Source organism: Klebsiella sp. 64, assembly GCF_018223915.1.
Classification (GTDB): domain Bacteria; phylum Pseudomonadota; class Gammaproteobacteria; order Enterobacterales; family Enterobacteriaceae; genus Klebsiella; species Klebsiella pneumoniae.
On record NZ_JAGRQZ010000035.1, the window covers coordinates 110,600 to 123,296 of the forward strand.

Sequence of the window (12,697 nt, forward strand, 5' to 3'; positions counted from 1 at the left end):
ACATCACCAACCCGCTCGCCGTTCGCATCCTGCCGCTGGGCGTTTACTGAAATTACGCATAGAATGAAGGAGTTCCATGCAGTATGCGCAAAGGGCGCCGCAGAATGCTGGCCAGCCCGGGGGCACCAGGGGCCCTTTTTATAAAAAGCTTTATTTAACAGCCGTTTATATTTTGCGTATATAATGAGCTTCAGACTACTATCGAAAATGCTAGGGAGAACAGCCATGCGCGTACTCGTGGTTGAGGATAATGCCCTGCTGCGTCACCACCTCAAAGTTCAGCTGCAGGAGCTGGGCCATCAGGTCGATGCGGCGGAAGATGCCAGGGAAGCGGACTACTATCTGGGCGAACATCTCCCGGATATCGCCATCGTCGATCTCGGCCTGCCGGATGAAGACGGTTTATCACTGATCCGCCGCTGGCGCAGCCATGACGTGTCGCTGCCGGTGCTGGTGCTGACCGCCCGCGAAGGATGGCAGGATAAAGTGGAAGTGCTGAGCGCCGGGGCGGATGATTACGTCACCAAGCCTTTCCATATTGAAGAGGTTGCCGCCCGCATGCAGGCGCTGCTGCGCCGTAACAGCGGTCTGGCCTCGCAGGTGATCTCCCTGCCGCCGTTCCAGGTCGACCTCTCCCGGCGCGAGCTGTCGGTGAATGACCAGCCGATCAAGCTGACCGCCTTTGAATATACCATTATGGAAACCCTGATCCGTAACCGCGGCAAAGTGGTCAGCAAAGATTCGCTGATGCTCCAGCTTTACCCGGATGCCGAACTGCGAGAAAGCCACACCATCGACGTGCTGATGGGTCGGCTGCGCAAGAAAATTCAGGCTGAATACCCACAGGACGTCATCACCACGGTGCGCGGCCAGGGCTATCTGTTCGAATTGCGCTGATGAAGGGACTGTTGCGGCATATCTTCCCGCTGTCATTACGGGTTCGCTTCCTGCTGGCGACCGCCGGGGTGGTGCTGGTCCTCTCCCTGGCCTACGGCATGGTGGCCCTGGTGGGCTATAGCGTTAGCTTCGATAAAACCACCTTTCGCCTGCTGCGCGGCGAGAGCAATCTCTTTTATATGCTGGCGAGATGGGAAAACGGCGCTATTGACGTCGACATCCCGGAAAACCTGAATATGGAAAGCCCGACGGTGACCCTTATCTACGATGAGCAGGGCAAACTGCTGTGGGCGCAGCGTGATGTTCCCTGGCTGGCGAAACGCATTCAACCGGAATGGCTGAAACGCAATGGCTTCCATGAGATTGAAGCCGATGTCGACAGCAGCAGTATGCTGTTGCGCAATAACCATGAGATTCAGGAACAGCTGGACGCTATCCGCGAACAGGGCGACGACTCTGAGATGACCCACTCGGTGGCGATCAACCTCTACCCGGCCACCAGCAAAATGCCTCAGCTCAGCATTGTGGTGGTCGACACCATTCCGGTGGAGCTCAAGCGCAGCTATATGGTGTGGAGCTGGTTTGTCTATGTGCTGGCCGCCAACCTGCTGCTGGTGATCCCCCTGCTGTGGGTCGCCGCCTGGTGGAGCCTGCGGCCCATTGAGTCGCTGGCCAAAGAGGTGCGCGAACTGGAGGAACATCACCGCGAAAAGCTCAATCCCAACACCACTCGCGAGCTGACCCGGCTGGTCAGCAACCTCAACCGCCTGGTTCGCAGCGAGCGCGAACGCTATGACAAATACCGCACTACCCTCACCGATCTCACTCACAGTCTGAAAACGCCGCTGGCGGTGATGCAGAGTACACTGCGCTCGCTGCGCGGCGAGAAGATCAGCGTCGACGAGGCGGAGCCGGTGATGCTGGAGCAGATAAGCCGCATCTCGCAGCAGATTGGTTATTACCTGCATCGCGCCAGCATGCGCAGCGGCGGCACCCTCTTGAGCCGGGAATTACACCCGATCGCCCCCCTGCTTGACAGCCTGACTTCCGCTCTCAACAAGGTCTATCAGCGCAAAGGGGTCAATATCTCGCTCGACATCTCGCCGGAGATCACTTTTGTCGGCGAGCAGAACGATTTTATGGAAGTGATGGGTAACGTTCTTGATAACGCCTGTAAGTATTGTCTGGAGTTCGTGGAAGTTTCCGTGCGCCAGACCACCGACAGCCATCTGCACATCCTGGTGGAAGACGATGGGCCGGGGATCCCGCAGAGCCAGCGCCGGGCCGTTTTCGACCGCGGCCAGCGGGCTGATACCCTGCGTCCCGGCCAGGGGGTAGGGCTCTCCGTTGCGCGTGAAATTGTCGAACAATATGATGGAGAGATCATCGCCGGGGAAAGCCTGCTCGGCGGCGCCTGCATGGAGGTGGTGTTTGGCCGCCAGCAGATGGAAGATAAACAGAGTTAATCGTTGAGATTTTTCACGGCGCCTGCATCGCCAGGGCGCCGCATCCGTTATAATCCCTGTCAGACACCTGCAGTGGAATATCAATATGGATTATCAATTAACGCTTAACTGGCCCGACTTTATCGAACGCTACTGGCAAAAACGGCCGGTGGTATTGAAGCGCGGCTTCGCCAATTTTATCGACCCCCTAAGCCCGGACGAACTGGCAGGACTGGCCATGGAGAGCGAGGTCGATAGCCGCCTTGTCAGCCATCAGGATGGAAAATGGCAGGTCAGTCACGGTCCTTTCGAAAGCTACGATCACCTGAGCGAAAACAACTGGTCCCTGCTGGTGCAGGCGGTTAACCACTGGCATGAACCGTCCGCAGCGCTGATGCATCCGTTCCGTGCCCTGCCGGACTGGCGTATCGACGACCTGATGATCTCCTTCTCGGTGCCGGGAGGCGGCGTCGGCCCGCATCTGGATCAGTATGATGTGTTTATCATTCAGGGCACCGGCCGTCGGCGCTGGCGCGTTGGGGAAAAGGTGCCGATGAAACAGCACTGCCCGCATCCGGACCTGCTGCAGGTTGACCCCTTCGAGGCGATCATCGATGAAGAGATGGAGCCGGGCGATATTCTCTATATTCCGCCGGGATTCCCGCATGAGGGTTATTCGCTGGAAAACTCGCTTAACTATTCGGTCGGCTATCGCGCGCCGAATGCCCGCGAGCTGTTTAGCGGCTTTGCCGACTATGTCCTCCAGCGCGAACTGGGCAGCCAGCGCTACGCCGATCCGGACGTGCCGTACCGCGACCATCCGGCGGATATTTTACCGACCGAACTCGACCGCCTGCGCGAGATGATGCTGGGTCTGATAAACCAACCGGAGCACTTTAAGCAGTGGTTCGGCGAGTTTATCACCCAGTCGCGTCATGAGCTCGACGTCGCGCCGCCAGAGCCGCCGTATCAGCCAGATGAGATTTACGATGCCCTGCAGCAGGGCGATACCCTGGAACGCCTGGGCGGCCTGCGGGTGCTGCGCATTGACGGCGAGGTATTCGTTAACGGCGAGAAGATCAACTCCCCGCACCGTCCGGCGCTGGACGCCTTAGCCACCCATCTGACGCTGCGCGCCGACCATTTTGGCGATGCGCTGGAAGATCCTTCTTTCCTCGCCATGCTGGCAGCGCTGGTCAACAGCGGTTACTGGTTCTTTGGCGACTGAGCCATCATCCTGCCCGGCGGCGCTGCGCTTGCCGGGCCTACGGGTTCCGCGCTCACCGGCTGGACCGTAGGCCGGATAAGGCGAAGCCGCCATCCGGCATCTTGTCCGACACGCGGCCTTACCGGGCCGCCTGAGAAGATTAATGCCCTTTGCGTGCCGCCGTCAGCTCGGCGATACGCACGATCACCTGCACCGCTTTCTCCATTCCTTCCAGGGTGACAAACTCATGTTTGCCGTGATAGTTGTAGCCACCGGTAAACAGGTTTGGGCACGGCAGTCCCATAAATGAGAGCTGCGCGCCGTCGGTGCCGCCGCGGATCGGTTTCATCTGCGGTTCAATATCGCAGTCCACCATCGCCTGGCGGGCAATATCGACCACGTGCGGATGGGCGATCACCTGCTCATGCATATTGTAATAACTGTCCTCGATCACCAGCTCAATATAACAGTCCGGGTGCAGTCCCTTGCCGACCTTTTTGGCGATCTCCATCATCTTGCGCTTGCGCGCCTCGAAGTGCTTACGGTCAAAATCGCGGATGATGTAATGCATCTCGGCCCGATCGACGCTGCCTTTCATGCTGGTGAGGTGATAAAAACCTTCATAGCCTTCAGTGGTCTCCGGCGCTTCATCGGCCGGTACTTCGGCATGAATGCGCGCGGCCAGCGACAGCGCGTTGACCATCACCCCTTTCGCGGTGCCGGGGTGCACGTTATTACCGACAATTTTTATCGTCACCGAGGCGGCGTTGAAGTTTTCAAACTCCAGTTCGCCGACCCCGCCGCCGTCGACGGTATAGGCCCAGCGGGCGTCAAAGGCTTCGACGTCGAAATGCTTCGCCCCTTTACCCACCTCTTCATCAGGGGTGAAGGCCACGCGGATATCGCCATGAGGAATATTTTTCGCCTGCAGGGTCGCCAGCGCGGTCATAATTTCGGCAATGCCGGCTTTGTCGTCCGCCCCGAGCAGCGTTTTCCCGTCGGTGGTGATCAGCGTCTGTCCCAAAAGCTGATGCAGAACCGGGAACATCACCGGGGAGAGCACCTCATCGCCGATACCCAGCGCGATATCGCCGCCGCGATAGTTTTCAACAATCTGCGGATTAACGTTTTTACCACTGAAATCCGGGGAGGTGTCGACGTGGGAGATAAAACCGATGGCCGGGATATCGCCCTCAACGTTAGCGGGCAAAGTTCCCATTACCGTCCCTTTTTCACTCAGCGTTACCTTGACCAGTCCCATTTCTTCCAGCTGCGCCTGCAACAGGCGTAACAGCTTCCACTGCCCTTCCGTGCTGGGGACCTGACGAACGCCAGGCTTTGACTGCGTGTCCAAAGAAACGTACTGCAAAAAACGCTCAAGCAATTTATCCATGTAGCCACCCTCTTCTTTTGTGACAACATTATTCATAAGCCAGAAAAGACAAATATTGCGTCAGGTCATTTTTAGCCCGTAAAGCGAAATTTAATAACGGAACCGACGTTATGGTGTAAAGGTAGACTATGCGGGCGTATCAAGGATTGGCGATTACCCTCGTTTGCCGTAGAATGCTGGCCCTTATTAAAAACGTGCAACCCCAAAGGTGGTTAATCACAAACCCCGCAGCGGCCGGAAATTTGCCGTTGCGTCTACATGGGACAGAGTCAAAAATTGAATATACAACCGCGTTCGCGTTCGCCGCTGGTGCATCTGGCGGGAATTCGCAAGAGCTTTGATGGTAAAACGGTCATCGACAACCTTAACCTGACCATCAACAATGGTGAGTTTCTCACTCTGCTTGGCCCCTCTGGCTGCGGTAAAACCACCGTTCTGCGCCTTATTGCCGGCCTGGAAAACGTCGACAGCGGACGGATCCATCTCGAAGATCACGATATCACTCATGTTCCGGCGGAAAACCGCCACGTCAATACCGTATTCCAAAGCTACGCCCTGTTTCCGCATATGACGGTGTTCGAGAACGTCGCCTTTGGCCTGCGGATGCAGAAAACACCGGCGGCGGAAATCACCCCACGGGTGATGGATGCCTTAAAGATGGTGCAGCTGGAGGCGTTTGCCCAGCGCAAACCGCACCAGCTCTCCGGCGGCCAGCAGCAGCGCGTGGCCATCGCCCGCGCGGTGGTCAACAAACCGCGTCTGCTGCTGCTCGATGAGTCTCTTTCGGCACTGGATTACAAGCTGCGCAAGCAGATGCAGAACGAACTGAAAGCGCTGCAGCGTAAGCTCGGGATCACCTTCGTCTTCGTCACCCACGATCAGGAAGAGGCTCTGACCATGTCCGATCGCATCGTGGTGATGCGTGATGGCAAAATCGAACAGGACGGCACCCCGCGAGAGATCTACGAAGAGCCGAAGAACCTGTTTGTCGCCAGCTTTATCGGCGAGATCAATATCTTTGACGCCACGGTAATTGAACGTCTCGACGAACAGCGCGTGCGCGCCCGCGTTGAAGGACGGGAATGCAACATCACCGTCAATTTTGCCGTGGAGGCCGGCCAGCGTCTGCATGTCCTGCTGCGCCCGGAAGATCTGCGCGTCGACGAGATCCACCATAACAGCGACGCCGACGGCCTGATCGGCTATGTCCGCGAGCGCAACTATAAAGGCATGACTCTGGAGTCGGTGGTGGAACTGGAGAACGGCAAAATGGTGATGGTCAGCGAGTTCTTTAACGAAGACGACCCGGATTTCGACCACTCTCTTGACCAGAAAATGTCTATCAATTGGGTGGAAAGCTGGGAGGTGGTGCTGGCCGATGAAGAACACCAGTAAATTCCAGAATGTGGTGATCGCCACTATCGTCGGTTGGCTGGTGCTGTTTGTCTTCCTGCCCAACCTGATGATCATCGCCACCAGCTTTTTGACCCGCGACGATGCCAACTTCGTCAAACTGGTCTTCACGCTGGATAACTATTCGCGGCTACTGGATCCGCTCTATTATGACGTTCTGCTGCATTCGCTAAACATGGCGCTGCTGGCGACCCTCGCCTGCCTGGCGCTTGGCTATCCGTTTGCGTGGTTCCTCGCCCGGCTGCCGCAGAAGGTACGGCCCCTGCTGCTGTTCCTGCTGATCGTCCCTTTTTGGACCAACTCGTTGATCCGCATCTACGGGCTGAAGATTTTCCTCAGCACTAAAGGTTACCTGAACGAGTTTCTGCTGTGGCTGGGGGTGATCGACACCCCGATACGCATTATGTTCACCCCCTCGGCGGTGACCATCGGCCTGGTGTACATCCTGCTGCCGTTTATGGTGATGCCGCTCTACTCCAGCATTGAGAAACTGGATCGCCCGCTGCTGGAAGCGGCGAAAGATCTCGGCGCCAGCAAGCTGCAGACCTTTATCCGCATTATCATCCCGCTGACCATGCCGGGGATCATCGCCGGCTGTCTGCTGGTGATGCTGCCGGCGATGGGGTTGTTCTACGTTTCCGACCTGATGGGCGGCGCCAAGAACCTGCTGATCGGCAACGTGATCAAAAGCCAGTTCCTCAATATCCGTGACTGGCCGTTCGGCGCGGCAACCAGCATTACCTTAACCCTGGTGATGGGCCTGATGCTGTTGATTTACTGGCGCGCGGCGCGCCTGCTGAATAAAAAGGTGGAGCTGGAATGATCGGTCGACTGCTGCGCGGCGGCTTTATGACCGCCATCTACGCGTATCTCTACATCCCTATTATTATTCTGATCGTTAACTCGTTTAACCGGTCGCGCTTCGGCATCAACTGGCAGGGGTTCACCACCGACTGGTATAGCCTGCTGATGAACAACGATAGCCTGCTGCAGGCCGCCCAGCACTCGCTGACCATGGCGGTGCTGTCGGCGACCTTCGCCACCCTTATCGGCTCGCTGACCGCCGTGGCGCTGTACCGTTACCGCTTTCGCGGCAAACCGTTTGTCAGCGGCATGCTGTTTGTGGTGATGATGTCGCCAGATATTGTGATGGCCATCTCTCTGCTGGTGCTGTTTATGCTGATCGGCGTCCAGCTTGGTTTCTGGTCGCTGCTGTTTTCGCATATCACCTTCTGCCTGCCGTTTGTGGTGGTCACCGTTTACTCCCGCCTGAAAGGCTTTGACGTGCGGATGCTGGAGGCGGCGAAAGATCTGGGCGCCAGCGAGATGACCATCCTGCGCAAAATTATCCTGCCGCTGGCCCTGCCGGCGGTAGCCGCTGGGTGGTTGCTGAGCTTCACCCTGTCGATGGATGACGTGGTAGTCTCCTCGTTCGTGACCGGTCCGGGGTATGAAATCCTGCCACTGAAGATCTATTCGATGGTCAAGGTTGGCGTTTCGCCAGAGGTGAACGCCCTGGCCACGATTTTGTTGGTTCTGTCGCTGGTGATGGTCATCGCCAGTCAGTTAATTGCACGTGATAAAACTCAGGGGACGTTAAAATGAAAAAATGGTCACGCCACCTGCTCGCGGCGAGCGCTCTGGCAATCGGCATGGGCGCTGCGCACGCGGACGATAGCAAAACGCTCTATTTCTATAACTGGACCGAGTATGTGCCGCCGGGCCTGCTGGAGCAGTTCACCAAAGAGACCGGCATCAAGGTTATCTATTCGACCTACGAGTCGAACGAAACCATGTACGCCAAGCTCAAAACCTATAAAGACGGCGCGTACGACCTGGTCGTCCCGTCGACCTACTTTGTCGACAAGATGCGCAAAGAAGGCATGCTGCAGAAGATCGATAAGAGCAAGCTGACTAACTTCAGCAACCTCGATCCGCAGATGCTGAATAAACCGTTCGATCCGAATAACGACTACTCCATCCCCTATATCTGGGGGGCGACGACCATCGGCGTCAACAGCGAGGCGATTGACCCGAAAACTATCACCAGTTGGGCCGACCTGTGGAAGCCGGAATACAAAAGCAGCCTGCTGCTGACCGACGACGCGCGCGAAGTGTTCCAGATGGCGCTGCGTAAGCTGGGCTATTCCGGCAACACCACCGACCCGAAAGAGATTGAAGCCGCCTATAACGAGCTGAAAAAGCTGATGCCCAACGTCGCAGCGTTTAACTCTGATAACCCGGCGAACCCGTATATGGAAGGCGAAGTGAACCTCGGGATGGTATGGAACGGCTCGGCTTACGTCGCCCGCCAGGCAGGTACTCCGCTGGAAGTGATCTGGCCGAAAGAGGGCGGCATCTTCTGGATGGACAGCCTGTCGATCCCGGCGAACGCCAAAAACGTCGACGGCGCGCTGAAGCTGATTAACTTCCTGCTGCGCCCGGATGTCGCCAAACAGGTCGCTGAAACCATCGGTTATCCGACGCCGAACCTTGCGGCGCGCAAGATGCTCAGCCCGGCAGTGGCCAACGATAAATCGCTCTATCCGGACGCCGCAACCATTGAGAAAGGCGAATGGCAGAATGACGTCGGCAGCGCCAGCGCCATTTATGAAGAGTATTACCAGAAGCTGAAAGCGGGCCGTTAATCCCGCAGGGCGGAACCGCGGTTCCGCCCTTTTTTTTGCTCTCACCTTAGCCCCGCAGCGCGCGCCAGAGGAGCGCCGGCAATTTGCGCCAGCGCGGCCGATGGTAAAAATCCACCAGCCGCTGCGCCACCGCTTCCTGCCCCCGGTGGGTGATGAACCAGGGCGGCAGGGGCATCAGCGTCAGTTCGCCATGCCAAAGACTACGCGGAAACGGCCGAAACGGCGCCTCAATCACCGTGCGCTCGGTTTTCTCCAGCATAAAGCTGTTATGCACCTTGCCCCGCCCGCTCTGAATATCGTCGAGCGTGTGGCCGGGAAACGCCCCCCACGGGCAAGGGGCTAACAGGAAGGCCACCCCGCTCCAGCAGTTGATCGCCACCGTGCCGTAGCGCAGCTCGGCGATCAGCGCATTAAAACGCTTACGTCCAATCGCTTTGCGGGTGCGCGGGTGGATCACAATATTGGCCCCCAGCGTGCCCTGCAGCCGCTGATTCGCATAGCCGATCGCCTGGCGCAGAAAGCTTTCCGCACTATCGGCCTCAAGACGGGTGACCGACAGCCCCGGGCCAAAGACCTCCTGCTGGCAGAACCCGGGATCATCGTCGGTATTCGCCACAATCAACGGCAGCGCGTCACCGCGGGCTATCTCCAGCGGCTGACGGGCGCGCAGGCGAAAGTCGGTCAGCCGGTTTTCAGCGCCGGGGTAGTAGTCCGGGCGGGTATTCGCGGCGATCAGTCGGTACAGCTGATTCAGCAAGGCCGTCGCAGGCTCCCAGCCTTGCTGCAGGATCAGCACCTGGCTGGCCACGCAGTTAAACCCGCCGTTGTTCATCTTCTGCGTCGCCAGCTGCTGCGCCTGAAAAGCGATGTCCGCCTCGCTCCACGGCCCGGGTACGATAATGGTGGGGCTGACGCCGCCCAGCTCCGAGGTCACCCGACGCGGGTTCAGCGGCGTCCCGGCGGCCCGACGCTGGCGAGCCGTCTCACCCTCGCCCCAGACGATGACGTCATGGGTCTCGCGGGAGCCAGTGATATGGATCTCATCGACAGCGGGATGGGTAGTCAGCCACGCTCCCGCCCGGGCGTCGCCGGTGACGATGCGGAGCGCATCCATGGCAATCACCGGCGCCAGGGCCTGGGCCAGCAGATCGTGCAGATAATCATTCACCGGATTGAGCTTCAGCAGGCAGACCTGATTCTCAATAAACAGCTTGTGTAGCACATCCAGTGGCGCAATCGAGGCCACATTGCCGGCGCCAAGCACCAGCGCCAGCTTGCCCTGCCGCGCGGCAGGCGGGATGTCGTATGCCCGCGCCGCATAGCGGTCGAGATGGGCCCGGGTGACGCCTGGCTGCATCCATATCTCAGCGAGAACACCAGACAGAAGCAGCCGATCCCAGAGCGTGCCGGGCACCACCCGCAGCGCCAGGCGGCCGTCCGCCAGCGTCCGCAGTGGGATCCGCCGCAGAAAGGTCTTCTCCTCCAGTTGCTCCAGGGTGGCGATAAGCCCGTTGCAGCCGACCATTAGCGCGCAGGGGCCCGCCAGCCACTCTTCCCCCGCCAGCGGATCGCCCGCCGGCAGCCCTTTGGCCGCCGCTGCCGCGGCCACCCACGCCGGGGCAATGCCGGCCAGGGCATCCTTGATCTGGCGCAGGAGCGCCAGACGACGGTTCACTGAGGTTTCCGCCCAGCGCTGGCGCGCCGCCGACAAGGCGTGCAGGGCCGCATCATACTGAGAACAGGTCGTCAGACCGGGTCGCGCATGGCTCATTTTCCCTCACTCATTAAAATCTCTCCGTAGGCCTGGCGCAGCTGATTTTTGAGCACCTTACCCGTGGCGCTGACCGGCAGCGCATCGACAAATATCACCCGGTCCGGGATCTGCCATTTAGGCACCCGCTTCTCAAACCAGCTCAGCAGATCGGTCTCCTCCACTTCGCCCCCTTCCGCACGGACGCACAGCAGCACCGGCCGCTCGTCCCAGCGCGGATGGCGGGCGGCGATGGCCGCCGCGCTGCGCACCCCCGGATGCGCGATGGCGATATTCTCCAGCTCAACGGTGGAGATCCACTCGCCACCGGACTTGATAATATCCTTTGCCCGATCGCTGATCACCAGATAACCATTGGCGTCGAGCGTACCGATATCACCGGTATCAAACCAGCCTGCCGCGGTCAGGGCGCTCGCGTCCTGACCATAGTATTGCTCTACCACCCAGTGCCCTCTGACCTGCAGATACCCCTGGCTTTGACCATCCCGGGGCAACGGTTCGCCATCCACGTCCACCACCTGCAGTTCGATGCCGAAAATGGGCCGCCCCTGACCGGCGCGCTGCTTTTGCTGCTCCTGTGCCGGGAGCGCGTCATGTTTGCTCAACGGTGTGTTGATGGTGCCGATGGGCGATGTTTCGGTCATTCCCCAGGCGTGGGTCAGCGCAATGCCGTAATCACGCTGAAAGGCCTCGGCCATCGACGGCGGCAGCGCGGAGCCGCCGACCAGCGCACGTTTAAATTCAGGCAGCCGGACCTCTGTCCGGCGCATCGCCGCCAGCAAGCCGGCCCAGATCACCGGCACGCCAAACCCCACCGTCACCTTCTCGGCGGCCAGCAGCTGCAGCAGGCTGTCGCCATCGAGGTGCGGCCCCGGCAGCACCAGCCGCGCGCCGACCATGGCGGCGATAAACGGCGTCCCCCACGCGTTGACATGGAACATCGGCACCACCGGCAACAGGCTGTCCTTCGCCGATATGCCGGCGGCGTCCGGCTGGTTGCCGCTCAGGGCGTGCAGGACCAGCGAACGATGGGTGTTCAATACCCCTTTCGGCCGGCCGGTGGTTCCCGAGGTATAACAGAGCGAAGCCGGAGTCAGTTCATTGAGCTGCGGCCAGCGATAGTCTGCCATCCCCTGCTGCAACAGATCGTCATAAAACAGCAATGAGGGCAGCTGGCTGAGCGCCGCTTCGCTGCGGGACTCCATCAGCACGACGTGTTTCACCGTCGGCAGCTGCGGCAGCAGCTGCGCTACCAGCGGCAAAAAGGTCTGGTCAAAAAACAGCACTTCATCGGCAGCGTCGTTGAGGATATACCGCAGATGGTCAACCGACAGCCGCGGATTGACGGTGTGCGTCACCCAGCCGCCGGAGGCGACGGCAAAATAGATCTCCAGATGGCGGCGGTTGTTCCATGCCAGCGTGGCGCAGCGGGCGCCCGGCGGCAGCCCCAGCGACGCCAGCGCCGATGCCAGCAGCTGAGCACGGCTGGCCACCTCCCCCCAGCAGCTGCGCTCCTTCTCACCGCCAGTACTCACCGAGACAATCTCGGTCTCGCTGTGATACTGCGCCGCATGGCCGAGCAGCGCGGCAGTGGTGAGATCCTGATAAATCATCGGTGACGGCATGGCGGGGTCTCCTTTACAGACGTCCGGCGGAATCGAGGGGCGCGGCGCGATCGTGCGGGCGCCTATTGAATCTGGTCTACATTTGCCGGTCTGCACAAAAAAACGTACAGAAATCAGCGGTCACGCACAAAATAGAGTGGGAAATGGTTCAGAAAGGAAAAGACAAACTCATGACCGGAAGATCATTACTCAGAGAGCGTATCGCCCGACTTCGGGCCGGGCGATAGCGGTGGGGATTTACAGCAGCGCTTTCGCTTTAGCAACCACGTTATCGACGGTGAAGCCGAACTCCTCGAAC

10 protein-coding genes are annotated in these 12,697 nt (G+C 59.1%); 7 read left to right on the forward strand and 3 right to left on the reverse strand.

The window, feature by feature from the left end:
* Positions 1–225: 225 nt before the first annotated feature.
* The 3 genes from phoP to KHQ23_RS22225 all read left to right on the forward strand — a co-directional run bounded on the left by phoP (position 226) and on the right by KHQ23_RS22225 (position 3,570).
* Positions 226–897 (forward strand): two-component system response regulator PhoP, encoded by a 672-nt coding sequence (gene phoP, locus KHQ23_RS22215; RefSeq protein ID WP_004150807.1) that lies wholly within the window; start codon positions 226–228, stop codon positions 895–897.
* Positions 897–2,363, forward strand: a complete 1,467-nt coding sequence (phoQ, locus tag KHQ23_RS22220) for a two-component system sensor histidine kinase PhoQ (protein ID WP_004147969.1) — start codon at positions 897–899, stop codon at positions 2,361–2,363. The genes phoP and phoQ overlap by 1 nt, the downstream gene beginning before the upstream one ends.
* 85 nt (positions 2,364–2,448) lie before the next feature.
* Positions 2,449–3,570, forward strand: coding sequence for a cupin domain-containing protein (locus tag KHQ23_RS22225; RefSeq protein ID WP_032434329.1), 1,122 nt, complete (start codon positions 2,449–2,451; stop codon positions 3,568–3,570).
* Between the two features lie 139 nt (positions 3,571–3,709).
* Here the strand turns inward: KHQ23_RS22225 and pepT are convergent, their stop codons facing one another.
* A complete protein-coding gene (gene pepT, locus KHQ23_RS22230; protein WP_004150810.1) occupies positions 3,710–4,942 on the reverse strand; it encodes a peptidase T in 1,233 nt (410 codons plus the stop codon).
* A gap of 258 nt (positions 4,943–5,200) precedes the next feature.
* On the opposite strand from pepT, the gene potA reads away from it, so the two are divergent.
* From potA to potD, 4 genes are read left to right on the forward strand one after another with little or no spacing between them, the layout of a single operon-like run.
* Positions 5,201–6,337: a spermidine/putrescine ABC transporter ATP-binding protein PotA gene (gene potA, locus KHQ23_RS22235; RefSeq protein WP_004147966.1), complete on the forward strand. Its 1,137-nt coding sequence runs from the start codon at positions 5,201–5,203 to the stop codon at positions 6,335–6,337.
* Positions 6,321–7,178: a spermidine/putrescine ABC transporter permease PotB gene (potB, locus tag KHQ23_RS22240; protein WP_032434327.1), complete on the forward strand. Its 858-nt coding sequence runs from the start codon at positions 6,321–6,323 to the stop codon at positions 7,176–7,178. The genes potA and potB overlap by 17 nt, the downstream gene beginning before the upstream one ends.
* Positions 7,175–7,960 (forward strand): spermidine/putrescine ABC transporter permease PotC, encoded by a 786-nt coding sequence (gene potC / locus KHQ23_RS22245; RefSeq protein WP_004150813.1) that lies wholly within the window; start codon positions 7,175–7,177, stop codon positions 7,958–7,960. The genes potB and potC overlap by 4 nt, the downstream gene beginning before the upstream one ends.
* On the forward strand, positions 7,957–9,003 hold the full coding sequence (potD, locus tag KHQ23_RS22250) for a spermidine/putrescine ABC transporter substrate-binding protein PotD (protein WP_032434326.1): 1,047 nt from the start codon (positions 7,957–7,959) through the stop codon (positions 9,001–9,003). Before potC ends, potD begins: the two co-directional genes overlap by 4 nt.
* 46 nt (positions 9,004–9,049) lie before the next feature.
* Here potD and KHQ23_RS22255 read toward each other — a convergent pair whose 3' ends face one another.
* Together KHQ23_RS22255 and KHQ23_RS22260 are read right to left on the reverse strand one after the other, a co-directional pair.
* Positions 9,050–10,774 (reverse strand): aldehyde dehydrogenase family protein, encoded by a 1,725-nt coding sequence (locus KHQ23_RS22255; protein WP_032434324.1) that lies wholly within the window; start codon positions 10,772–10,774, stop codon positions 9,050–9,052.
* Complete coding sequence (locus KHQ23_RS22260) at positions 10,771–12,399, reverse strand: long-chain fatty acid--CoA ligase (protein ID WP_032434322.1); 1,629 nt, start codon at positions 12,397–12,399, stop codon at positions 10,771–10,773. Before KHQ23_RS22260 ends, KHQ23_RS22255 begins: the two co-directional genes overlap by 4 nt.
* Positions 12,400–12,697 lie beyond the last annotated feature (298 nt).

Bases quoted from the DNA above. Each gene is read 5' to 3' on its own strand.
- phoP (WP_004150807.1), top strand. From the start codon at position 226: ATGCGCGTACTCGTGGTTGAGGATAATGCCCTGCTGCGTCACCACCTC.
- phoQ (WP_004147969.1), top strand. From the start codon at position 897: ATGAAGGGACTGTTGCGGCATATCTTCCCGCTGTCATTACGGGTTCGC.
- KHQ23_RS22225 (WP_032434329.1), top strand. From the start codon at position 2,449: ATGGATTATCAATTAACGCTTAACTGGCCCGACTTTATCGAACGCTAC.
- pepT (WP_004150810.1), bottom strand. From the start codon at position 4,942: ATGGATAAATTGCTTGAGCGTTTTTTGCAGTACGTTTCTTTGGACACG.
- potA (WP_004147966.1), top strand. From the start codon at position 5,201: ATGGGACAGAGTCAAAAATTGAATATACAACCGCGTTCGCGTTCGCCG.
- potB (WP_032434327.1), top strand. From the start codon at position 6,321: ATGAAGAACACCAGTAAATTCCAGAATGTGGTGATCGCCACTATCGTC.
- potC (WP_004150813.1), top strand. From the start codon at position 7,175: ATGATCGGTCGACTGCTGCGCGGCGGCTTTATGACCGCCATCTACGCG.
- potD (WP_032434326.1), top strand. From the start codon at position 7,957: ATGAAAAAATGGTCACGCCACCTGCTCGCGGCGAGCGCTCTGGCAATC.
- KHQ23_RS22255 (WP_032434324.1), bottom strand. From the start codon at position 10,774: ATGAGCCATGCGCGACCCGGTCTGACGACCTGTTCTCAGTATGATGCG.
- KHQ23_RS22260 (WP_032434322.1), bottom strand. From the start codon at position 12,399: ATGCCGTCACCGATGATTTATCAGGATCTCACCACTGCCGCGCTGCTC.